Source organism: Granulicella arctica, from assembly GCF_025685605.1.
GTDB lineage: Bacteria > Acidobacteriota > Terriglobia > Terriglobales > Acidobacteriaceae > Edaphobacter > Edaphobacter arcticus.
The window spans coordinates 61418-84211 of sequence record NZ_JAGTUT010000004.1 but is presented as its reverse complement, the minus strand read 5'-3'; the positions used below and the strand labels follow the sequence as shown (position 1 = coordinate 84211).

General features: G+C 57.3%; 17 protein-coding genes and 2 pseudogenes. 13 read left to right on the top strand and 6 right to left on the bottom strand.

Translation table 11 applies throughout. The annotated features are described in order from the left end of the window. Positions 1 to 470: 470 nt before the first annotated feature. From OHL20_RS23820 to OHL20_RS23775, 10 genes and pseudogenes are all read left to right on the top strand, one after another. A complete protein-coding gene (locus OHL20_RS23820) occupies positions 471 to 1397 on the top strand; it encodes an ArdC family protein (protein WP_263385810.1) in 927 nt (308 codons plus the stop codon). Further along, positions 1397 to 1627 (top strand): annotated as a pseudogene (locus OHL20_RS23815) (DUF6908 domain-containing protein); the annotation flags it as partial. The gene OHL20_RS23820 and the pseudogene OHL20_RS23815, both read left to right, overlap by 1 nt. Positions 1628 to 1792: 165 nt before the next feature. Continuing rightward, positions 1793 to 2710 carry a tyrosine-type recombinase/integrase gene (locus OHL20_RS23810; RefSeq protein ID WP_263385809.1) on the top strand — a complete coding sequence of 306 codons (918 nt, stop codon included), beginning with the start codon at positions 1793 to 1795 and terminating at the stop codon, positions 2708 to 2710. Continuing rightward, positions 2707 to 3690, top strand: a complete 984-nt coding sequence (locus OHL20_RS23805; protein WP_263385808.1) for a tyrosine-type recombinase/integrase — start codon at positions 2707 to 2709, stop codon at positions 3688 to 3690. Before OHL20_RS23810 ends, OHL20_RS23805 begins: the two co-directional genes overlap by 4 nt. Further along, on the top strand, positions 3687 to 4667 hold the full coding sequence (locus OHL20_RS23800; RefSeq protein ID WP_263385807.1) for a site-specific integrase: 981 nt from the start codon (positions 3687 to 3689) through the stop codon (positions 4665 to 4667). The genes OHL20_RS23805 and OHL20_RS23800 overlap by 4 nt, the downstream gene beginning before the upstream one ends. A gap of 37 nt (positions 4668 to 4704) precedes the next feature. After that, entirely contained in the window at positions 4705 to 4929 is a 225-nt protein-coding gene (locus tag OHL20_RS25405; RefSeq protein ID WP_396272884.1) for a DUF6908 domain-containing protein, read from the top strand. A gap of 80 nt (positions 4930 to 5009) precedes the next feature. Beyond that, on the top strand, positions 5010 to 5999 hold the full coding sequence (locus OHL20_RS23790) for a ParB/RepB/Spo0J family partition protein (protein WP_263385806.1): 990 nt from the start codon (positions 5010 to 5012) through the stop codon (positions 5997 to 5999). After that, positions 5888 to 6703 carry a hypothetical protein gene (locus OHL20_RS23785; protein WP_263385805.1) on the top strand — a complete coding sequence of 272 codons (816 nt, stop codon included), beginning with the start codon at positions 5888 to 5890 and terminating at the stop codon, positions 6701 to 6703. Before OHL20_RS23790 ends, OHL20_RS23785 begins: the two co-directional genes overlap by 112 nt. A gap of 64 nt (positions 6704 to 6767) precedes the next feature. Then, positions 6768 to 7034, top strand: a complete 267-nt coding sequence (locus OHL20_RS23780; RefSeq protein WP_263385804.1) for a hypothetical protein — start codon at positions 6768 to 6770, stop codon at positions 7032 to 7034. Positions 7035 to 7164: 130 nt separating this feature from the next. Then, positions 7165 to 7326 (top strand): hypothetical protein, encoded by a 162-nt coding sequence (locus OHL20_RS23775; protein ID WP_263385803.1) that lies wholly within the window; start codon positions 7165 to 7167, stop codon positions 7324 to 7326. Between the two features lie 364 nt (positions 7327 to 7690). Here OHL20_RS23775 and OHL20_RS23770 read toward each other — a convergent pair whose 3' ends face one another. After that, positions 7691 to 8851, bottom strand: a complete 1161-nt coding sequence (locus OHL20_RS23770) for an IS481 family transposase (protein ID WP_263382019.1) — start codon at positions 8849 to 8851, stop codon at positions 7691 to 7693. A 776-nt stretch (positions 8852 to 9627) separates the two neighbouring features. Here OHL20_RS23770 and OHL20_RS23765 point away from each other — a divergent pair. Then, entirely contained in the window at positions 9628 to 10482 is an 855-nt protein-coding gene (locus tag OHL20_RS23765; protein WP_263385802.1) for a RepB family DNA primase, read from the top strand. Between the two features lie 456 nt (positions 10483 to 10938). Here the strand turns inward: OHL20_RS23765 and OHL20_RS23760 are convergent, their stop codons facing one another. Next, a complete protein-coding gene (locus OHL20_RS23760) occupies positions 10939 to 12099 on the bottom strand; it encodes a hypothetical protein (RefSeq protein ID WP_263385801.1) in 1161 nt (386 codons plus the stop codon). A 1041-nt stretch (positions 12100 to 13140) separates the two neighbouring features. Between OHL20_RS23760 and OHL20_RS23755 the strand changes: the two genes are divergently transcribed. Both OHL20_RS23755 and OHL20_RS23750 read left to right on the top strand, forming a co-directional pair. After that, positions 13141 to 13821: a RepB family DNA primase gene (locus tag OHL20_RS23755; protein ID WP_263385800.1), complete on the top strand. Its 681-nt coding sequence runs from the start codon at positions 13141 to 13143 to the stop codon at positions 13819 to 13821. Between the two features lie 382 nt (positions 13822 to 14203). After that, entirely contained in the window at positions 14204 to 14575 is a 372-nt protein-coding gene (locus OHL20_RS23750) for a single-stranded DNA-binding protein (protein ID WP_263385799.1), read from the top strand. A 481-nt stretch (positions 14576 to 15056) separates the two neighbouring features. On the opposite strand, the gene OHL20_RS23745 is transcribed toward OHL20_RS23750, so the two are convergent. The 4 genes and pseudogenes from OHL20_RS23745 to OHL20_RS23735 all read right to left on the bottom strand — a co-directional run bounded on the left by OHL20_RS23745 (position 15057) and on the right by OHL20_RS23735 (position 22754). Beyond that, a complete protein-coding gene (locus tag OHL20_RS23745; RefSeq protein ID WP_396272882.1) occupies positions 15057 to 17030 on the bottom strand; it encodes a TonB-dependent receptor in 1974 nt (657 codons plus the stop codon). Positions 17031 to 17159: 129 nt separating this feature from the next. Beyond that, positions 17160 to 17366: pseudogene (locus tag OHL20_RS25400) on the bottom strand (carboxypeptidase-like regulatory domain-containing protein); the annotation flags it as partial. A gap of 338 nt (positions 17367 to 17704) precedes the next feature. Then, a complete protein-coding gene (locus tag OHL20_RS23740; RefSeq protein WP_263385797.1) occupies positions 17705 to 20074 on the bottom strand; it encodes a HoxN/HupN/NixA family nickel/cobalt transporter in 2370 nt (789 codons plus the stop codon). Continuing rightward, positions 20064 to 22754, bottom strand: a complete 2691-nt coding sequence (locus OHL20_RS23735; protein WP_263385796.1) for a tetratricopeptide repeat protein — start codon at positions 22752 to 22754, stop codon at positions 20064 to 20066. The genes OHL20_RS23740 and OHL20_RS23735 overlap by 11 nt, the downstream gene beginning before the upstream one ends. Positions 22755 to 22794 lie beyond the last annotated feature (40 nt).

Sequence of the window (22794 nt, the reverse complement as noted above, 5' to 3'; positions counted from 1 at the left end):
GGTGAAGTAGTAGCTGCTGCCTGCCTTTCTTATCTGATTTCGTCGCCGTGGTCGTGGGAATGTGGGAGACGCGAGCTTCATCAGCGTCTTCCAAGCGGCTGTGCGAAGGGTGGGAAACGGCTTCATCCGTTTCCCATGCTTTGCATAGCTGCGCCATTTCCATGACCAATTTGCTTGCGTGAAGCGTGGGGAGTCCCCAGAACAGACAACAGCGACAACGAAGAGCAATCCTGCGCTGTCGCGCCAAGCGAGGTAACCAGACCTGCTGAGGGACTCCGTCCCTGGCGCGCGCAAGCTGATGGAAAACGCTCCGTGCAGCTCCAGGTATTCGCTTCCTACGGCCTTCGGCTGGCCTTCGAGGCCACGTTTCCGCACAGCCTGCACTTGCCGCCCCTGCTGGCGTGGGCCAGGGCCAAGGCGTGTTTGTGAGCAAACACAGCACAGCCATTCAAAGCGGAGGAACCACCCACATGAGCAGCATCGCCACCACGAACGAAACCAGCACCATCGCCACCATGCCCACCACCCCCAAGCCACAGACCTCGAAAGAAGTCATTGCCGCCAACGTTCAGCTTCTCATCGAGCAGTTGGAGGCAGGACACTCCGAAGGACTCACCGCCTACCTGACGGCCATGGGTCGATTCCACAATTATTCGTTCGGCAACATCCTCGAGATCGCACGGCAGAAGCCCGACGCAACCCGCGTGGCTGGGCTCTACGCGTGGAACCAGTTAGGCCGCAAGGTCAGCAAAGGTCAGAAGGGCATCCGCATCCTGGCCCCGATGATCGGCAGCAAGCGCAAGAAAGACAAGGAGGCAGACAAGGACATCACCAAGCAGAACACCCCCGTCCTCGTGAGATTCCGCGCCGTGTACGTCTTCGATGTAAGCCAGACCGAAGGCGCAGAGCTTCCCCAGTTCACCGAGCGCACGACGGGCGACGTAGGCGCATACCGTGAACGCCTGATCGACTTCACCATCGCCCAGGGCATCGAGCTCGAGTTCAAAGAATCCATCGCCCCCGCGTTGGGCATGAGCTACGGGGGCAAGATCGCTATCCTCCCCGGACAAGCCCCAGCCGAAGAGTTCAGCACCCTTGTGCACGAACTCGCACACGAGATGTTGCACAAGGCCGAGCGCCGCACCGCAACCACCAAGACCGTACGCGAAACAGAAGCCGAGGCCATCGCCTTCGTTGTCTCGCAGACCATCGGCCTCGACGCTGGACGAGCATCAGCCGACTACATCCACCTGTACCACGGCAACGCCGCACTCCTCACCGAAAGCCTTGAAGTCATCCAGCGAACCTCAGCCCTCATCCTCTCTGCGATTGAGCCGCCCGCAGTGAAGGCAGAGGAAACCACCAACGAAGCAGCGGCAGTCGCGGAGGTGGCGTAATGCAGACCATTCTTCGCATCCTCGAAAAGGCTGGGGGCTGGACTCCCAGCCTCTACCTCAAAATCGAAAACGCTCCCTACATGGCACTCGTCATTGAGGCCATCGAAGACGGCCCGTCCGGACTGCCGACCGTATCGGTCACCCACTACGGCGAACAGCATGGCGACCTTATGCGCGACCCGGAGATGTGTTTCGAGCTCCGCGATGGCGAACTTGATCCCTTCTACTACTTATGTTGAGCTCAACATAATTAGTACTGTGTGAAGCGCCGGATTATGTGAAGCGGAGTCTCATCAGATGGCTCAGACGCAGTGTTCATGCGGCTCTTGTGTTTGCACTGCTCAACATAGTTCGGGACTCTTCTCGTACCGACATCCGGTCGGCACGAGGAGACTATGGACCAGTTATCGAAGAAGGGGCTATCGCTCGCGGAGTGTGTAGCCAGGTATGACCTGTACGCGCGAGAGGTACGCTGTCTCGCAGCATCGACACGTGAGATTCAACGCCGCATCTTGCGGCGACTTTGCAGCTTTTGCTTTGGCGATGGACCGATTGCATGGGATGCCATTTGCTTCACCGACATCGTTCGATTTCTTACAGCTGAGTTCGAGCGCTATCCCAACCGGGGCACGCAACGCGCTTCGCTGACGAGCATGCGCACGATTCTGCGGTATCTCGCAGAGAACAACATGGTGCCGATGGGATGGGACGAAGCTCTTCCTAGGACTGCGACGAAGCGTCACGCGCATCTTCCGCGACAGCTTTCGAGGGAGCAGATACGTGCTCTATTCAAGGCATCGAAGGGCAACAGGTGGATAGCGCGCCGAGATCGTGCGTTGCTGTTGCTGTTACTGCGGCTCGGTCTGCGCTGCGAAGAAGTTGCTCATCTCAAGTGGCAGGATATCGACTGGCAAGCAGGCTCTATAAGGATATGCAGCCAGAAGAGCCGACGCGAGCGGATACTTCCGCTGCCGGAAGATGTGGGCAAGGCGCTTGTCGCCTACCTTCGAACCTTCTCCAGTGTCCCGCTCTGGATTTTTGATTCCAGTCGTTCAACCTACCCTGATGAGATGAGACGCCTGCATATCAAGGCGATCTCGAAGTACCTCTTCAAGCGAGCGGGTGTCGTTGGAGGCTCTGCGCACTCACTCCGCCATACCATCGCCACCACCATGGTGAACCGTGGAGCGTCTTTTAAGGATGTATCAGACCTGCTCGGCCATCGCCGCCTTTCGACGACGTTGATCTACGCCAAGCTCGACATGAAGGCACTCGCTCAAGTTGCCCTACCGTGGCCGGGAGGTGAGCGATGACCTTCGAAGCCCTGTCCCAGCACCTCGAAGCATTCCTCGCGCTGAAGCGGGCTCGCGCCAAGCGTAGCCCCTATTTTGAAGGCGACCAGCGTAGACGCCTCCGATATGAAGAGGCGCTGCTCCGCAGCTTTCTTGAACGATGGCGACAGCACGGATACCCCTGGCCGATTCGCGCAGAGTTTGCGATGGATTGGGTGATGGACGGCTCCATGCTGAACCGACCCTATCGCGATGAACATCGTCTGCTTGCCATACGTGCGTTCCTGCTACAGGTTCGTACTTTCGAAGAGCAGACGGGCATTCCCCAGATCCAGTTCCGGAGGCGGTACAAGCGGCGTGCGTCCTACATCTTCTCTGACCGGGAGATTCAACAGCTTATGGAAGCAGCCGCGCGGAACCGGCTCAGGTTCCGTGCGGCGACGGTCAGCACACTCATTGGCCTGCTAGCCAGCACAGGTATTCGCATCGGGGAGGCTCTGCGCCTGACGATGGCCGATGTGAGGCTCGATGCGAAGCCTTCACATCTGTATCTCCATGAGACGAAGTTTGGCAAGTCGCGCAACGTCGTGCTCCACACCTCGACCGTGGAGCACCTGCGGCACTATATCGACGAGCGAGCAACAGCGTTGCGGGGCCGCAGCGCTGAACCATTCTTCACCAACACGATTTGCCGACCACTGATCTATAACCCGCTCCGGTACACCTTTCGTCAGTTGCTGAAGCAGGTTGGCATTGCTCCGCCCGCGAACCAACGTAGGCCCACACTGCACTGCTTCAGACATACCTTTGCGGTGAAGCGATTGACACTCTGGCAGCACGAGGGTACCGACATCCGGACGCAGCTTCCATGGCTCTCCGTCTACCTCGGCCACCAAGGACCGGAGAGCACCTATTGGTATCTGAGCGCTACGCCGGATCTTCTTCGGGATGCCGGTGCATCGTTTGATCCAGAACAGATGCCTGAAGGAGGTCGCCGATGATCCTTGCTGGCCCTCTTCTCCAGCAGTATTTCACCAACTACCTCATCGCTCAGCGACGGCTCAGCCTGCAGACGCTCGCAAGCTATCGCGATACATTCCGTCTGCTGTTGCAGTTCGTACAGTCGGAACTGAAGATCGAGCCTGCGCAACTCGCCATCGAACAGCTTGATGCCGAGATCATTCTGCGCTTTCTGGATAACCTGGAGCTACAGCGCAAGAACTCCGTTGTGTCCCGCAACCTGCGACTCACAGCCATACGCTCGTTCTTTCGCATGGTGGCTCTGCATCACCCAGAGTGCGTTGGAACAGCCACCCGCGTGCTCGCCATCCCGATGAAGCGAACAGATACGCGGCTTCTGGAGTATGTCTCCCGCACAGAGATGGACGCCATCCTCAACAGCATCGATCGCAAGCATTGGTGCGGACGGCGCGACTATGCCTTGCTGCTGACCATGTACAACTCCGGCGCACGCGTCTCTGAACTGTGTGCTCTACGCATAGATCAGATCGGCAGCGGCAAGAACAGCTACGTCCATCTGCACGGCAAGGGCCGCAAGGAACGTGCTATCCCATTGTGGCCTTCCACCGCACGTATATTACGAGACTGGCTTCGAGAGAACACCGGCAGTATGGCCTTTCCGGGAGTTCGAGGCGAACCGCTCAGCCGCTTCGCAGTTCGTCTTCTGTTGCAGAAGGCCGTTGCCACTGCGTCATCCAGCTGTTCCAGTCTGCGGAAGAAGCGCATCTCTCCACACACGATCAGACATGGAACCGCTATGGCGTTGCTTGATGCAGGAGTGGACATCTCCGTTATCGCGCTCTGGCTCGGACACGAGAGCATCGAGACCACCAACGGCTATTTACATACAAGCATCGCCCTGAAGGAAAAGGCCCTCGCCAAGGTCACACCATCGGGCTCTACGTTTAAGCGCTTCCAACCCAACGACAGCCTGCTCACGTTCCTCGCATCGCTCTAACTATGTGCAATCGGGACGCTGATCTCCCGCGTCCCGACTGCATTCTTCCGCTCCACTTCACATAATCCGGCGTTTCACACAGTACTACCGCAACGACTATGTCGGCGTGGAGCAGTGGAGCCGGAACATCGTACGCGGCCACTACGTGCAGCTTGCCAACCTTCACGCCCAACACCAGCGATTCGCCAAAGTCTGGGACAACAACCTCCGCTGCCAAGGCTTCGCCGAAGCGTATGACCCCAACCAGCCTGTACGCGGATAGTCCGAGCTTCCCTTCACGGAGCGGACGAACGCTATCCGCTCCCAACCTTCAGCCCTAACCCCAGCTCAAGGAGAGCCCAAATGCATAACAGCAGCGAATTCCAGTACATCGCCGTCGACACGATCCACGAGTCCGCCACCAACCCCCGCCGCACGTTCGATGAAGCCAAGCTGCAGGAGCTTGCCGAGAGCATCCGTACCAATGGACTGATTCAGCCCGTCACCGTGCGGCCCAACGCGGAAGGCTTCGAGATCGTGGCAGGAGCGAGGCGTTTCCGCGCCGCACAGCTTGCGGAACTCTTCTCTCTTCCCGCCCGCATCGTCGACCTTAGCGATGACGAAACCGTTCTTTGGCAGTTAGTCGAAAACTCGCAGCGCGTCGACGTACACCCGTACGAAGAGGCGCAGGGTTTCCAACGTTTGCTCGATATGCCCGGGTACGACGTGGCCACACTCGTAGACAAATCCGGCAAGAGCTCCGCACACGTCTATGCGCGCCTGTCTCTTCTGCAACTCATCCCGTCCATCGCCGAGGCCTTCAGCGCCGAACGCATCACCGCCAGCCATGCCAACCTGCTTGCCCGACTTCCGCAGGAGACACAGGCCGAAGCATTCGAGCAGTGCTGGCGCAAGGACTGGCAGGACAAAGAGCCGCACCTGCTCCCCGCCAAACACCTATCCGCATGGATACAGGACAACCTCTACCTCGCCCTTGCCGATGCACCGTTCGACAAGGAAGACCCCACCCTCCACCCCGCCGCAGGAGCTTGCGTTACCTGCCCCCGCCGCAGCGGATACAACACGTCCCTGTTTGCCGACGTGCAGGGCGACCAGTGTCTTGATGGACCTTGCTACCAGACCAAGGTCAATGCCCACATCGACCGCGAAATTGCGGCCCGTCCCGAGCTGGTCCAGATCGAGAACGGAAACCTAGCCCGAAGGAGAAGCGTCCCGGAGCCGTGCAGCGCGGGCACTTCCGCGAGATCGAGCAGACCGAGAACCCCGACGCCGAACAGGTTCCAGCCTGCGAAGCCGCCAAGCCCGCCATCATCGTCTACGGCAAGCGCGTAGGCACCACTCTCACCGTATGCACCGACAACAACTGCCCCGTCCATGACCCACGCGCAGCCGCACGTCTGGCGCAACAGGAGCAGGAAAACCCCACTCCCGTCATGACTCCCGCAGCCCCGGAGGAAACCGAAGAAGAAGCCGCACAGCGCGAAGCCGCATACGAACAGCGCAGAAAGGAGCACCAGGCCGAGGAGGACCGCAGAGCCGAAGAACGCCGCCAGCAGTTCGAGCGGGAAGAGCAGGATCGTGAGGCCGAGCACGAGCGCAGGGACCAGCTACGTAAGCAGCGGGAGGCGACCTTCGAGCGCATCCTTGAGAACGCGCCCGAAACCTTTACTCCCTCTCAGCTTCGCGTGTTGCTTCGCGCCATCGTCAACCTGGACCCCTACACCTTCGCCGACGACCTAAGCGAGGAGATAGCAGCCGAGAACGACAACCGCAGCGCCGAAGAGGTTCTGCTTTCCACCGTCGACAACACCACCGATGACAAGCTGACACGCTTTGCGCTTCGCCTTGCCCTCTCCGGTCACGTCGGTATCCCGCGCGAAAACGAATTCGACTTCCTCACCGAAGCCGCAGCCGTCTTCGCTCCACCGCAGAAGAAGGCAAAGGCAAAGAAGACCAGGAACACTCCGGTCGCAATGCCCAAGCCCACCACGCAACCCAAAAAGCCAAAGACAGCGAAGAAGCAGATTGCTGCCTGACCACCCACAGCGGGAGTCAGCCCATCGGCTCCCGCGTACGTTTCCAGGAAGAAGGAGGAAGACGATGTTTCAGTTCAGCTACAAACTCAAAGTCGCCGAGCGCGTAAAGGCCACCTGCGTTCGGCATCCCCGCTACAACCCCGAACGGGATGGACGGAACGGCATCAAGGGCGGATGCTCGACCTGCTACTCCCTCTATGACCTGCATCAGGCACGGCTCATGCTCGACTCCGCCCATCGCGAGTTTCTGCGCAAAGCCATTCCCTGGACGCGCAGGGATCAGGCGCAGCGGAAGCCGCTGCCACCCAACCCCAGCGACATGCCGATGTGACGACGAGCAGCAGGAACGGGGGCAGACTTCCCTGCCCTTCTTTCCTGCACGCCCACGCGAGGCGGGCGGCAGGGCCGTTCCCTCCCTGCACCCTCCCCGCGACAAACAACATCCAAGAAAGGCCACGACGATGGACAGCACAGAATCCCTCCTTCGCACCATGCTTTCAGCCATCGAGGCACCGCTCGACGATGCCGGTGTTCTCCATGACCGGAGCCTCCTGCCCGGACGCAACGGACTACCGGGAAGTGCGGTTCTTCGAACCTCCCTCCCTGCTCCAGTACCGCGATAACCCGCCTCATCGATCTCCGTGCGCTCTTTCGCGGAGCTTCGGTACGCAAGAGCAGACAACAACGAAGAGCAGTTCCTGCGCCTGCGCGCAAAGCGGGGTCACCAGGCCTTCCTGAGGGATGAGCGAAGCGGGACACTGTTTACGTTTTAGACCGGGGAGATGGTTTACAAGCCCCTTGCGGAGGAAGTGGCTCTGGTTCAGGGTTATGGCGGGCTAGGCCCGGTCTTAATAAGATATCTCGTCGCCGTCGAAGCGTTGGGAATGTGGGAATCCCGAAGGGATTTCCAAGAGGAGTGGGAAGGGTGGAAAACCGGCTTTATGGTTTTCCATGCTTTCCACTCCTCGGCATTTCCAACGCTTGCTTTCATGGGCGAAGCCCGGGCCGAAATCGCATGTCGTCGACATTGAACTCACCGACTTCCAAAGAGCAGAAATACACTCGGTAGAAGTTCTCCTCTACTTTTTCAAGCGCAATATCTTCACCACGGAAGACCTCGCTGATAAAGACCCTGCTCTTATGCCAACTGATGTCTCCCGCATCGTTCACACGCCGTGTCTGGAAGTGAACTGGGTACTGATGAGCCTTCGTGTACCGTGGCAGGAGCCGCGAGCTCGGGACGTAAATGCTGCCTGGAGTCTCGTTCCCCAAAGCTTCATGAGGACGCTCATGGTTGTAGACGCGAACGAACTCATCGAAGCGCTTCTGCTGCGCATGGAGTGTTTTCGCCGACGGGTTGGTCGTATCCTGCTTGAGCGTGCGGTGCATGCGCTCATGGCGGCCGTTCTGTTGCGGCTTGCCTGGCTGAATGCGCTCATGCACGATCCCAAGCCGCACCCAACTCAGCGACAACCGCGAAAGCCCCATCACACCAAGTCCAGAGAACGGATTTCCGTTGTCCGTGCGAATCCGTTCGGGAACACCGTACTCGCGCATGGCGGCCTCGCAGATCGCAAGGACGTGCGCAGTATCCATGCGAGCCACTGCCTGACAACGGATCAGATAGCGACTGTAGGCATCGGTGATCGTGAAGGGATCACATCGGTTCCCGTCGCCAGTGCGGAACCATCCCTTGAAGTCCATGCACCATAGCTGGTTCGGAGCGGTGACCTCGGCGAAGGGCTCTGAGTACGGGGTCGTTCTACGTCTCTTGCGAACAGGGTTGGTGAGTCCCGCCCGGCGCAGAATCTGACCTACGGTGCTTGCCGCCGGCCACACGACGTTCGGGTTCATCTTCTCCAGACGAGCCTTCAGCTTCCGCGCTCCCCACGATGGAAAGCGCTTGCGCAATGCAAGGATCTCGTTCTCGACCTCCAACGACGTTGCGTGAGCACAGCCGTGGGGCTTGCGTGAAATATCCAGCAAGCCTTCCGGCCCGACTTCGTTATATCTCTTGATCCACTTATATGCGGTTGGGCGAGAGATGCCGTACTCGTGGCACAGGTCCGTAACAGACATCTCTTCCTTCTGATAACTCGATAAGAACTGCAAGCGCTGATCCACAATACGACTCTCTTTCCAAGGCATGAACGTATCTTCTTGCGTTCAACCAATGCTTAAGAGCCCTCAGACCTCCGTATCTGTAAACGATGTCTCCGGTCTTTCGTGTAAACCATGTCCTCGGTACCTACTGGGACTCCGTCCCTGGCGCGCCGCAAGAGGCACCCCAATCTTCCGCGCTGCGCTTGTGCAGACCTCCGCTGCGCTCCGCCCTTTCCGTTCCGGCTGCGCCTCCTCTGCAAGGGTGGGGCACCCCACCTCTTGCACTTGCCGCCCCTGCTGGCGTGGGCCAGGGCCAAGGCGTGTTTGTGAGCAAACACAGCACAGCCATTCAAGACACCAGGGAGAAATCAGATGTTTTCCAACGAAACCGTACAGAGTGGAGCAGAACCGAAGTGCCCGGGTTGTGGGGCGATGCTGTCTCTCGAAGCCCTGCAGTCTGCGGCAGGCTTTTACATCGGCACGCGATGCGACGATTGTGGCCCTTGTTCGCGGGCGTCTGGCTACTACAGGACCCTGGAAGAGGCCCGCGAACATCTTGAGTGAGGGTCCTTCAGCCGCTGGCAGGCTGTCCTGCTTGTCTCTTGTCCACTCTCGAGAGGTAAGTCAGGTCTGTGATGAAAACGCTCAACCAAGCCCCGCAGCAAGTCGGTGAGGAACAGCAAGCCGGATAGAACGGGAGTTGCCCACAGCTCCCGCTTACTGCGGATCTGGTCCGCTTATGCTTCACCCGCGAAGCGGGCGGCAGGGCCGTTCCCTCCCTGCACCCTCCCTCTCTGAAAGACATCTCAAGGACCACAACGATGGACAGGACCGAAGCAACCGTTCGCACTATGCTTTCCGCAATCGAAGCACCGCTCTACGATGTAGGCGTCTTGAGTGACCGAGGAATGCTCCCCGGTCTCGATGGCATCCCTGCTGCCAACGTGCTCGAAAAGCTCTCGCTGCTCAAGTACCGCAACGTCCGCGGCTCTCACATCTATTTCCGCCCTTCCGGCGAACATCGGTACACGGTTCTCGACGATCTCTCCGCGATCTCGCTCGGCAGGCTCGCGGACGACGGCTTCACGCCGAGCGCCGTCGTCGAGACCAGTGCCGGCAACTTCCAGGCATGGCTCAGGCATCCGGCAGTCTTTACGAAGCTGATCGGCACCTTCGCCGCGCAGACTCTCGCCGCTCGCTACGATGCCGATCCGAGTGCAGCGGACTGGCGACGGTTTGGACGGCTTCCCGGCTTTACCAACTGCAAGCCCAAATACAAGAGACCTGATGGGCTATTCCCTTTCGTGCAGTTGCGGAGTCACACCGGCAAGCAGTACCCGATGGCTGAAGCCTTCGTGCAGGAGATCACCAAGCTCTACGAAGTCCGCGAGCAGGAGCGGGAGGCACGACGCCTGCAGGCTTCTCTTTCTCCCCAAAGGGGCCCGAGGGTATCGAACTTGTCTTTGGAGCGCTTCCGCACCTCCAGCAAGTACAACGACCGCCCCGCCGCCGCAGATATCGCCTTCTGTGTCGCCGCTTATGCCAACGGCATGGAGGAGATCCGGATCGAACGTGCCCTCGAAGACGACTATCTCTCCCGCGATCCCAGTCCTTCGAAGCGAGCTTCCTACATCCGGAGAACCATGACGAAAGCGAGAGACTGGGCAAGCCGCTAAACCATTCGGTACTGCATCGCCCTTGTATCTTGCACGATCACCTCTTGGGGAGCTTCGAGATGCCGCGAAACGACACCTAGATAGCCGACCGGCTTGTTCGTCTCTTCGACGATACTTCCGAGCAGACGCGGATCGCGCGCCAACCCTGGGGCCGAAGTCCGCTCCTCTTCCGTTAGCCTGACCTCTGTGATCCGCGCGTGTCGCGCTCAAAGCGCCCACGCCCTTCAGACATACGCTTCCTTTTCCAGAATCCGCTACGCGCCTCTTCGAGGTGCGAACTGCGGCCGGTTTTGGCCGCAAGACAACCAACACTCTTTTTCTTAGCGTCTGCTTATAGTTTTGTTAGCGGAATGGCAACCCTACAATGCAGGCTAAAGACTGCAACCACAATAAGAATCAGATCCATCGATTTCGTTGTTATGTTCAGTCAAACTCTGATTATTATCCATGGTGCACTTACGGGCTCTTTGTTAGTGGTGAATAAAATACTTGGGTTGAGGGCAGGTCAGCAGTCACTGCAACACCGTTGTTGAGTGTGAAATTTACTCTACCTGTCAGCGAACATGAATCGGATGTCTGACTCAAATCCAAATTCTCTGATTTCTCGTTACCCCGGTGATTGATCGCAACAGAGAGCTGTCCGGAAGCATACGTTGACTTCACAGAAACAGCCATAGGCGTCCTTCCTGGGCAAGTTAGTACTGGTTCAGCGAGACTGGACGCCACAGCGGCGATCTTCTCTTGCGTAGGGCCATCTTCTTCAACTGGAAAAAGGAGTGTCCAGTCGAACGAGAAAAATTTTATCCCACTGGATGCCGTTTCGCTGACTGTGGGAATACCATTCGAACTGGAGGGGTCTATAGAGGGCTTTCCGCTAGCAGAAAGACTCACAGTGTCGGCCTTAAACCTTATAGTACCTGCTGCCCCGCCAGTAGAATTTAGCACAGGCATAACCAAATAATAGACAAGATCTTCTCTGCTTGTCGGAGTTACAGGGTTTGTCGAATGGTAAGCAATGTTGAATTTACAAATGGGAGGAGATCCGTCTTTCGGATCCGTAAACGTGGGTGTACCAAGTATTGACAAGGTCCCGTGCGTCGTAGCTGACGGCTCCAGCGACCAAGCCGTGGTACAAAGACTATTCGGGATGCCCACAATAGTCTGGGTGTGAGAGCTGTCGGGATGAAGCCTTTGATCAGTACTAGATGCGTCTAAATGAGCTCGTGCCGCTGAAGTTATACGAGCAGTGAGATCGGACAGAGACGGAAGATCTTCAAAAGCATCGTCTTCGCCTCCCCGACTTGCCTCCCGAACAAGCACTTGGTAATCCTCAACTTGAGCATGAGAACTTTGGTTGAATTGTGCTTGGAGTGAGCCGCTGATGGTCGCCTGAGGAATGCCCACGTTGCCCGTGAGGGTAGCCTTACCGTCGCTGCTAAACGAAGTAGTTATTATTTTGTAGAGAGATAGTCCATTGAATTGGCGCAACAGATAGCGAGGCGTATTATCTGCTATCGCTTCCGGATGGCGCGTATACCAATCGACCAACAAGAGACGACCATAAGTGCGCCAGTCACTATCTGTATTCGAAATATATTGTTGCCACAGTGGTGACATGAAAGTTCCGCTTACGAGCGCTATATGGTAGGTGGAACTGCTCGATAGGTCCGCTTGTATGGCTGCCGAAACGTCGGCGGGCGGGAATGCCCACGTACTATTTCCTTTGATTGAAGCCGCCACAGATGCCGCACATCCATAATCATAGATGGCATTGCTCAGGCCACTCGTAGTTAGCATCGCTGGTGATTCTAAGTAATCTGCGGTGATGTAATTTAGTACATTTGGGCTGTTCACTGCCAGAGATTTTGAGGTGTATACATAAGCAAACGCGCGTCCAACTGAACTGCTCGATACAAGGAGTACATCTTTGTTAAGGGACAATGCAGTCAGAGCAGGAGGTATCGCGGAAACATCTTTATGTTGAACCACATTCTTTGTAAGACTTAGCTTACGCGGGACGGAGCTACCCGTAAGACAAACACCTAGCTGCTTCTCGAATACCCCTTCTAGGTAGGATCCCAAGATGCCAGTGGTAGCGCCATCCGGTAAAAGCGGGAGGGGAGGAGTTGGGTCCTGACTATAACACCGAAGGGAAAGAAGCATAATACAGACGAGCCAGCTTATCGATCGCAAGACGAGTACCTCAAGGCATAAGTCAGTGTTTACGGCACTGTGAATGACAGCAAATTTTGATTTATTCTTTGGCCCGGGTGCAGACAGAGTACGTCTAACAGAGTCAATGCACAAGAGAAATATTGCCAGTGCCCGTGAGTAGTCCGCGCAGTGCCGAAGGCTACGAGGGAGCTAACGGTGGGCGCATGACAAACCGCGCGCTGTTCTACTAAATCATGGCAGGTAGCAACGTTATGTTGGGACATCTAGGATGTGAAACTATCGTGGTTGCTACACAGTGCAAACACTCGGCGCCATCATCGCTTCTGTTATCTCAGTGGACGAAGTGTTGATTTAAGCGATCCGATAGACCGCGTCGAGCGGCCACATGCTGGACAGAATGCTGTTTCAGACTCAGGCACCCCACGCCGCCAACGGCGTGGGGACAAACATCCTCACCCCAAACATACGGGCTCTCGGCTCTTAGTGCTACTCAAGCCGTCCGGAGAGCATCGCTACACCGTGCTCGACGATCTCTCCGCGATCTCGCTCGCGAAGCTCACGGCCGACGGCTTCACTCCGTGCGCCGTCGTCGAGACCAGTGCCGGCAACTTCCAGGCTTGGCTCAAGCACCCGGCGGTTTTTCCAAAGCTGATCGGGACCTTCGCCGCGCAGATGTTGGCGGCTCGCTACAACGCCGATCCAAGCGCAGCGGACTGGCGACGGTTTGGACGGCTTCCGGGCTTTACCAACTGCAAGCCCAAATACAAGAGACCCGATGGGCTCTTCCCTTTCGTGCAGCTGCGGAGTCACACCGGCAAGCAGTACCCGATGGCCGAAGCCTTCGTGCAGGAGATCACAGCGCTCTACGAAGCCCGCGAGCAGGAACGTGAGGCACGACGCCTGCAGGCTTCTCTTTCTCCCCAAAGGGGACCGAGGTTATCGAACTTGTCTTTGGAGCGCTTCCGTACCTCCAGCAAGTACAACGACCGCCCCGCCGCCGCAGACATCGCCTTCTGTGTTGCCGCGTTTGCAAACGGCATGGAAGAAACTCGGATCGAACGTGCCCTTGAGGACGACTATCTCTCCCGCGATCCCAGTCCTTCGAAACGAGCTGCCTACATCCGGAGAACCATGACGAAGGCGAGAGACTGGGCAAGCCGCTAAGCCATCCGGTACTGCGTCGCCCTTGTATCTTCCAGCATTGGCGTAGCTGGGGTCACTCTTCCCTGCCCTGACCAGGCTTCTGCGATCTCCCGTCCATGAGGAACAAACCATCGAACAGGCCGGCTCCCTTCCGGTTTGACCTGTCTGTCTGCGTTCAGCGTGCCGCGCTCAGAACACCCACGCCCTTCGGACGCACGCTCTCCTTCCCGAAACCCGCTTGCGCGCCTCTGCGAGGTGTGGACTCCTGCCCCAAGGCAAGCTTGGGTCCCCTTCCACAGATTCCGTCCAGTCGCCGAGGGAGTGGGTCGCGACGGCACACCCGTTGGGCAAGCATGTACCGCAGACAGCGGCACAAACCAGAAAGAAAACGGAGCCAAACACCATGTTCAACAAAGTCATCCTCATCGGCCGCCTCGGACAGAACGCAGAAGCCAAAACCGCTCAGAACAGCAAAGAGTACGTCACCCTCAGCCTGGCCACCCAGGAGAGCTGGAAGAACGACAGGGGCGACTACGAGAACCGTACCGAATGGCATCGCGTCTATGCCTGGAGCCATCTCTCGAAGTTCGCCAGCACTCTCCAGAAGGGTCAACTCATCACCCTCGAAGGCAAGCTCAAGTATCGCGAGGTCGAAGAAGACGTCGAGGGGGTTACGTTCAAACACCGGATCGCGGAGATCCATGCCATCAGCATGAAGCGGCTCTCGAAGATCGAAGCCGCCGATGATCCTTTGGACGGAGCCGGCGACGAGTAGTCGTCGGCTGGGTGGATGAGCCGAAAGGCTCATCCACTTTCCTAACTTTCGTCCTCGCCTAAATATTGGCAGAATAACAACCCTGATGCTGCGCATTCATCAAAGAATGGGTCTCAAGTCTTTTATTACTCGGATGAGAGAAATCCACCATAAGCACCCGATCCAGCCTAAAGTCTGAGAAGGACGATGCCAGCGGTCAGCAGGTCCATGTGTATCAGGAACTGTTTTATGACGAACACGTATATCTAGAGCTGACGGCATTTCCTTTTGACGCGGCAGTTCCATTGAGTTGTCGGATCAAGGGCCGGGAAGTACTTTAATCCGGCTTTCAGACGAGTGGACGAAGAAGCTTGGTCTACTAGAAGCTCAGCGATTACCTCAGCTGCTCCAGGATATTCGCCAGCCTTAACACGATTCGAGCGGCAGGTGTCCTTCGATCAATGCGTTGCGAATTTGCCTAATAGAACCCTGCAGGGATCATTCACTTAAAAGTTCTGACTAGTGCAAATCGCACCTGTGCAGGTTCTACCGGGTGGAACACGTCGGTGAACGCCGAGTTTGCCGTTGGCGTTATCCGAGAGGAATAGGCGTAGTCGATATCGTGGTCGCGCCGATTTAACAAGTTGAGCCCTTCGCCTGCGATGCGCCACTTGTCATTGAACTGATAGCCAATCTCCCCGTTGAGCAACGCTGTCGCCTGCGATCGGTACACTCCGTCGGAGGTCAGGTCACGCGGGCCAAAGTATCGTAGACGTAAGCTTGCAGTGAAGCCACGATAATCGTGCAGTGTGGCACCTGAAGAAATTACCAAGCCGACCGCTTCGGGTACCCGCCTGCCACCCGGAGTAGCTGGCGCAGCATCTCTGTCGTCGAGAGTTGAGAAGAGGGCCTTTGATTCAGCAAGGTCGAAGTCGAAGGCAATGTGCTTAAGAGGTGTAAAAAAATTGGCTAGCTCGACTCCATAACGATCACTCGATTGTTGAGAAGCGACTGTGTCCCCCGTATCGCCGGATTGTTGCAGCTCAGAGGCACTATGGAGGTACCAAATGGAAACGGTGCTTTGAAGGTGTGGAATGGTTGTCGTACGCAAACCGACTTCACCGCCCTTGGTTGGGATTAGGGCAGGGATCCTTCGAACAACTGTGTTGGGGTAAGGATTGTCCGCTGAGATAGGCTCCACCGTTTGGGTCGCGCCACGCCCGTCGTTGCTATGAAAACTAAACCCGGCCTGTGCATAAAGCTCTGTGTTAGACCATGGACCAAAGATCAAACTCGCCTTAGGGCTGGGCAACATCTTGATTGCGCTTCCAGAGTTGATCGCAGTCACCAGACTGGTCACGGCGAAGTAGTCTACGTCGCCACGGAGAGCAATGACGGAACGAAGCCTCTTTGCCCACTGAATCTTGTTTTCTAGATAGAACCCTGGCTGCGTATCTGTGAAGCGATCCGCTTCCGTAGTTGCCGGCAAGGTGTTGCCGGTGGAGGAATCAGTTTTATCGACCCATAGTCGTTTTTGTGATTGGAAGAGGCCGTTCTTAATCCAGTCGTTGCGGATCTGGAGACCGAAAGTGTTTTCCGTCATGCGGCCAAACCATCGGCTGGAGACTCTGTGACGCGCGTCGATCCCAGCAGCCCAGCGCCTGTCATGCTGCTCGAATTGGTCACCGTGATTGGGATCGGTCAGGAAGTAAGTGAAATCAGAGAACAGGTCCAGATCGTAATAGAACCCGTAGGTGCTGACCTTCGTTTCAGAAGCCGAGTTCTGGCGGTGCCATTCCGCTTGCAGGCTGTAGCGCTGGGATTGACCGCCGTCGGTGGGGTTGAGCGTGCCGAAGAAGCCAGCGAGCGGCACAGCCGTGATAGGAATTTGATCGCTTGAATTCCATCGCCCACGATAGCCGCGGGCCGTAATGCTGCTACCTTCGCCTTCGCCTCCCCGGCTATAGGTAACGAAATCGTTGAACTTGTAGTAGTTGTCCGGATGCGTCCACGGGCCGTCATCGTGATAGGCTTCTGCGCCGTACAGCAGGTTCCCTGAGCCTAGCCGTTGCGATACCCCGAAGACGGCCCGCCCGTAGCCGTACATGCCGCCTTCTACCTGAACGAAATTCCGGGGCAGCATTTTGAAGAATCCCAGATGGGCCGATCCAGCCGAGCTATAGTTGCCGACGTCGGCGTAATACGGTCCTTTCTCGTAATTCACACGCTGAACAAACTCGGGTATGACAGTGTTCATGTCAGCATATCCTTCGCCATGCGCGTGTGAGGGCAGGTTCAAGGGCATGTCGTCAATAAAGACTGCAAAATCCGTACCATGGTCGAGATTGAAGCCACGCAGAAAATACTGGTTTGCCTTACCGCCTCCAGCGTGCTGCGTGATGATGACCCCAGGGACTGCCTCAAGCACTTCGCCAGAACGAAGAATAGGGCGATCCCGGATTTCGCTTGCGCCCACTATCCCCTGAGTCGCGGAAGAAGCTATCCCGGTAAGGTCGTCCTCGCGGCCCTGAACGTCAACGGTTGTATTCACGGCGCCTATTGTGAGAGAGACGCGTAGCTGCGGTTGAATTCCTGGAGTTGTAATGTTGACGACGACCTCTTTGGATTCGAAATCAGGTTTTGTCACAACAAGCCTATAACCACCGATCGGAAGCCCTATGACAACAAAGGATCCGTTCCTATTGGTCTGTGTCGTAATCTTTACAGCGCCATTCGTACTCCGTATCTGCACCGTTGCCCCTGCCAACAAAGTACTAGAGGTATCAAGAACCGTTCCTGATAGCTGAGACAAAGAATGATCGCTATCGGAGACCGAAGTCCGTTCCTGCGCGATGACGAAGATCGGAACTTCAAAGCCCAGAACACAAGCTATCGCTACAAGAAGGATCGTCCGATTGACGCGTAATCCAAATGGCACCTTGAATCCTGTAAGGCCCTTCGTCCACTTCCTATATTTCAGGAAGACGCTGGCGGGTTGGTGAAGCAATGGAAGCAACAACTTAGGTTTGCTCCTTCAGCTCAGATAGCAGAAGTCATAAAGTACTCTGCCGCTTCCAGTAAGGATGAGATTTGTTTCTTCATGTCCATACCCGGTCCACTGCCACTGGAGGCACGACCTCGTTAGTAGCTCTACCGCGGCGTCCACTGCGGGTGACTTGTAAATAATCCACTCACATATCCAAGCTGGTACACCAGGAACGTCCCGAAACATAGACTCACCAGCCCGGAAGCCACTCCGAAATAGCGGCTCAGTTGACCGGAACGGTTTCCCGCATAAGTGAGCGGGACCGCCATCGCCGCGGTCATGAACATCATGCCGACCATCGTCCCCGCGCCGAAGATCAACAGGTAAACCGTTGCCCAGATCGGATTGTGGATCGTCGTCAGCACCAGTAAGGCGACTGCCGCCGATCCCGCCAGTCCGTGCACCAGCCCAATCACCAGTGGCCTGAGGAACTGGTATAGCCCCAGCCGCTCAATCGCTCCTTGAAACATCCTTCCTCCTAACACCGGCGTTTCGATCCTAGGCGTCTTTACAAACCGCACTGTGATTCTCTGCATCACCCCGGTCAAATTTAGAATTCCGAGCAGGATCAGCATGACTGCTACGCTGAACTCCATCGACAGCCCCACCCGCGGAGGTATTTCCACTCCGAACAAGATGATCAGTGACCCCACGATAAAGATCGTGATCGTATGCCCCAGTCCCCAAACAGACCCGATCAGCGCTGCGTTCCGTATACTCCGCTGCTTGCTCACTATCGTCGAAATCGCCACCACGTGGTCCGCATCGGTCGAGTGCCGCATCCCCAGGATCAGACCCAGCCCCGACACAAACAATACCGGCCCAAGCTTCTCCTTCGTCAGCCCATGCAGGTTGATATGCGCCGCGATCAGCGCTTGCCCTGTAATTACCAGCCCAAGTATCGTGATGAACGTCGACGAAGCCACTGGAAGCCAACGCTTTGTCAGCGGCCCGTCGACCTGCAGCATTGTCATGAATCGCCGCGCATACACCATCGCCATGCCGAAACCGATCAACACGGCTGCCAGCCCGACGCTGAACATCACGATCAGGAAAAATCCGAGCCCGATCCGGTGCAGCGCAAATGCGCTTAACAGCACGATCAGCGCCGCCGGACACGGTATGATCCCGCCCGTAATGCCCAGCGTAAACAACTGTGTCATGCTCACCGGCCGCTTTGCGACAGGAACCTGGATTGTATTCAGGTCTGGCAGAACTTCACCGTCCAGGGCAGTCGTCTTGGGAGGATTCTTGGAGAACCAATGTGCGTACGATCCGCCGTCCTCATCCAGGTGCGAATGATCAGTCGCGGTACCCGTCAGCCTCCGCAACAGCATGTAGAAGCCAAGTCCTGCAATCGTGATTCCCGACAGCACTCCGAGCCATGGATAGAGCTGTTCCGGCACGATATACCGCGACGCATACAGCGTAATTGCGCCCAGCCCAAACACACCCGCCGTGTGCGAGGCTGTCACAATCATCCCCAGCAACACCGCGTGCCGAGCCGTTCCGCGCGACCCCACGAGATATGCCGCCACAATCGTCTTCCCGTGTCCCGGCTCAAGCGCGTGGAGCGCCCCTAGCCCCATTGCAATCAGCGCTGCCGTAAACAGGAACCACGGACTGAGCCGCTGCTCCGTAATCAGCTCCGTAAACCGGTTGCGGGGCGTCTTCTGCTGATTGGCCCTCAGCGGTACAGCCGACACCTCCGCAGGAGCAGGCATCGATGCAACAGCCGGAGTCCTGGCCTCCTTCGCCACAGTCGCTGGCTGAACCTGATTGTGCTGAGCCAAAGCAGGAGCCGTCTTCGACATAGCAGCCGGAGTTGGAGTCTTAGCCGTCACAATAAGTGGTAGCTCGACCTCCAGCGCAGCGTCCAAATCTTGCGGCGGACTGCTGAGCAAGTCGGTTGGATAGTTCTCAAGCGCGCCACTCCGGCTGACCGCTGGTACCGAACTCTTCAGCAGCGATGGAGCACCCGCACCCGCAACTGCCACAATCTCCTTCCACCCGGAATGACCTGCATAGTTCCCATCCACATAATGCAACGCGGCATGCGGACGGTCCGAAGTACCAGGAGGATAATCTGTCTCGTAAATAAAGCCCATTTTCATCGTCGGCAGCCCACCCGCACCCGGCGGAAAGATCACGCTGCTCGACCGTAGATGAAGTACAAGCGACTTTCCATTCAGCGTCAGGCTCAATCCGCGCCCGAGCTCCGCCCCTCGCGCGGCCACAAACCTCTTCACCGCCGGGTCATCCGCCACCGCTGTGATGTTGCCTTGCAGTAACTCCTGGTACGCAGGGATCTCCGCGAGGTCGATCACGTACTGCACGCGCACAAGCTTCTCTTCGAGTGTGATCTTCGAGTAATGATTCACGCTGAAGTTGCCCATTGGGTGCGCTGATGCAATCTGCGGACATATCAGCGTCAGCAGCACCGCCAACATCAAGCAAATCCTTTTAGTGTGCATGGATCTCATTTGCACCATTGGATGCCTGCGTCTCCAGCAACGCGAGTTGCTGCTGAGCGATCGGTGCATCAATCACGTGAAAGTGGGGATTGATCGCCAGCGCCTCTCGGAACCTGTCCTTTGCCTTCTCCGGCTGCCCCATCTTCTCGGCGATCATCGCCGCATGGAACACCAGGAGAGCATCCTTTGTGCCGAATTGAAGCGCCTCCTCACTCGCCTTCGCAGCCTCCCCATACCTGCGGTTCTTGTACAGCGACCAAGCCAGTGCATCGTAGGTATATACATCATGCCGAACTTCCAGCTCTCTCTGAGCAAGTTCCAACGACTCACTCAGCTTCACATCGTGGTCCGCATAGAACAACGCCAGGTCGCGATTGTGAAGAACCTGGTTAATATGCCCCAGCAACCCGATGTACTCCACTAGCTGATACTGCTTCTTCGCCTCCGCCTGATTCCCTGCCTTCGCATATAGGTCACCCAGTTCCGCGATGAAGATCGGCATTGGCACCACGGCGATTGCCTTTTGGTAGAACACGATAGCCTCGGCATGTCGACCCTGGTTTGCCCGCAGTTTCGCGAGCCCCGCCATTGCTCTATAGTCCCCCGGGTGAATCTCCAGCGCCTGCAGGTACGCCGCATCCGCTGTTGCGATATCTCCCGCCTGTATCTCATACTCGCCTAGCTCGTAGTAGAGCCACGCGAGGTTCTCGGCCGGCAACTGGGCCACGCTCCCCTCCCCTACCGCAACCTTCATCTGGGCAATAGCCTTCGGAGTGTCTCCTGCAATAAAGCTCAGATAGGAGAGCCTGCTGTCTCGCGCATACGCCGCTCGTGGCGACAGCGTCATCTCCTTAGGGGTCAGCCTGGCATACGCCTCCCCCGCCTTTGCATACTCTCCCATATCTGCATACGCATCCCCCACAATGGCGAACGGTGACACGTCTCCCGAGCCGAGCGCCAGTGCCTTCTGTGAGAACGTCAACGCATCCGCAAACCGGTGCTCGCCCATGCAGACCTCCGCCATTGTCTGCAACGCCGCGTCCGCCGAAAAATCAGCCGATACCAGATCCAGCGACTTGTTCAGCGCCTCCTCCGACCTCTGGTAATCGCTCACGTCACCTGTCTCCCGAGCCCGCTGAAAGTAGGCTGCACCCAGCGATGCATACCCCTTCGAATCTTTCGGCGCATGCGCCACCACCTCCTGTGCCGTTCGGACCACTCGATCCGTATCCGTCTGACGAGGTGTCAAATACGCAACGGGCACCGGGGAAAATACAGTCGGCGTAGTCTTGTTAATTGCCACCGAAGTGAACACTGGCTGAATAACTTGAGAAGAAGGCTCTGAGGCATCCGCAATCGGAGCAGAAGAAGCAAGCGCACTCGCGACGACCGTGCCCGCACCCAGCGAAGCCCGTGCATCCAACGCCACCTCCGACACCGGACTTGCCTTCAGCGATAGATCGAAGTCTTTTGCCGCCTCATCTTCATTCCCCAACTTCTGCGCGATGTGCCCGGCGTGGTCGTATATCACCGCATCGGCGATCCCCACCGCCAGCGCACGTTTGATCGTCGAATCCGCCTCCGTGTACTTTCCGTTTGCATAAAGCACCCACGCGCACGCATCTAGCGACCACACGTCCGCCCGCACCGTCATCTGGCCCATCACGATATTCATCGCGTCCTTGGCTGTTGCCGGGTCGCTCGCCAGCAGCATGGCCTCGTCGCGCCTGACGACATCGTCCTCTGGCTCCGCATGCTTTGCGGCCTTCAGAAAAGCCGAATCAGTCGCTCGCGCCTCCTCACCATGGCCCGCTGCTCGCTGAGCCTTACCAAGCTCATACAGCAGTGCCGCATCGGGACTCGTGGCAATCGCTTCCAACAGCGACGCCACCGCATCCCCTGGTCGCTTCTGTGCCATCCGCACCCGCGCTAGGTTTGCAAGCGTAGTTGGATACCCTGGAAAAATCTGCTCCGTCTTGCCTAGAATCGAAGCCGCCGCATCGACCTTACCCGAATCGATCTGCACCCTTGCGATCTGGTTCGCAATCCACGCCTCCTCTTCGAACTCTGTCGGCGACGTCTCCCCGAACGCCATATTCAACGCCTGCAGCGCTCCTTCAGGATCGCCATACAGCACTCTTAGTCGGGCCGCCAGCAGCAGCCCCGGAACATTGCCCGGCAACAGGTTCAGCATCCACTGTGCCTCGTGCTCCGCCTCCGCATAGCTTCCCAGCGCAATGTCCGCTTCAGCCAGGTAGCCATAGGTCATCACATCGTCTGGTACACGCTTGTTCAGTGCCGCCGCCTTCTCGCGAGCCTGCGTATACCGCTGCTCGGCCAGCAGCAGCGCAATCTCCGTTTTCTGCAGTTGAAAATCCTTCGCATCCTGCGCGAACCCCTGCGCCAGGGCCTTCTCCCCCTCTATTAGATACTTCGGATCATCCGTCTCCCGCGCTCGACGCACATAGGCAGTTGCTAGCGAGTTGTAGGACTGCACCTTTTTTGGATCAATCTGCAGTTGCCGCTTGGCTGCCGCAATCCGCTCCTGCGCCGGCGTCGCCGTTACAGCCCTACCCGCCTGTATGCCACGCTCGGCAACCGCCGAGGTTTGTGCAACACAGGTGCTGCTCGCCGAAAGACTGGCCGAAAGTACAACTACTAATGCCTGCAGATACTTCATGACTGACCTCTTTCTGCCCAAGAAACCCACTCTTCGACTC

What these genes read in the sequence shown, in the direction of transcription:
- OHL20_RS23820 (WP_263385810.1), top strand. Translation starts at nt 471, where the DNA reads ATGAGCAGCATCGCCACCACGAACGAAACCAGCACCATCGCCACCATG.
- OHL20_RS23810 (WP_263385809.1), top strand. Translation starts at nt 1,793, where the DNA reads ATGGACCAGTTATCGAAGAAGGGGCTATCGCTCGCGGAGTGTGTAGCC.
- OHL20_RS23805 (WP_263385808.1), top strand. Translation starts at nt 2,707, where the DNA reads ATGACCTTCGAAGCCCTGTCCCAGCACCTCGAAGCATTCCTCGCGCTG.
- OHL20_RS23800 (WP_263385807.1), top strand. Translation starts at nt 3,687, where the DNA reads ATGATCCTTGCTGGCCCTCTTCTCCAGCAGTATTTCACCAACTACCTC.
- OHL20_RS23790 (WP_263385806.1), top strand. Translation starts at nt 5,010, where the DNA reads ATGCATAACAGCAGCGAATTCCAGTACATCGCCGTCGACACGATCCAC.
- OHL20_RS23780 (WP_263385804.1), top strand. Translation starts at nt 6,768, where the DNA reads ATGTTTCAGTTCAGCTACAAACTCAAAGTCGCCGAGCGCGTAAAGGCC.
- OHL20_RS23775 (WP_263385803.1), top strand. Translation starts at nt 7,165, where the DNA reads ATGGACAGCACAGAATCCCTCCTTCGCACCATGCTTTCAGCCATCGAG.
- OHL20_RS23770 (WP_263382019.1), bottom strand. Translation starts at nt 8,851, where the DNA reads ATGCCTTGGAAAGAGAGTCGTATTGTGGATCAGCGCTTGCAGTTCTTA.
- OHL20_RS23765 (WP_263385802.1), top strand. Translation starts at nt 9,628, where the DNA reads ATGGACAGGACCGAAGCAACCGTTCGCACTATGCTTTCCGCAATCGAA.
- OHL20_RS23760 (WP_263385801.1), bottom strand. Translation starts at nt 12,099, where the DNA reads ATGTCACCACTGTGGCAACAATATATTTCGAATACAGATAGTGACTGG.
- OHL20_RS23750 (WP_263385799.1), top strand. Translation starts at nt 14,204, where the DNA reads ATGTTCAACAAAGTCATCCTCATCGGCCGCCTCGGACAGAACGCAGAA.
- OHL20_RS23740 (WP_263385797.1), bottom strand. Translation starts at nt 20,074, where the DNA reads ATGCACACTAAAAGGATTTGCTTGATGTTGGCGGTGCTGCTGACGCTG.
- OHL20_RS23735 (WP_263385796.1), bottom strand. Translation starts at nt 22,754, where the DNA reads ATGAAGTATCTGCAGGCATTAGTAGTTGTACTTTCGGCCAGTCTTTCG.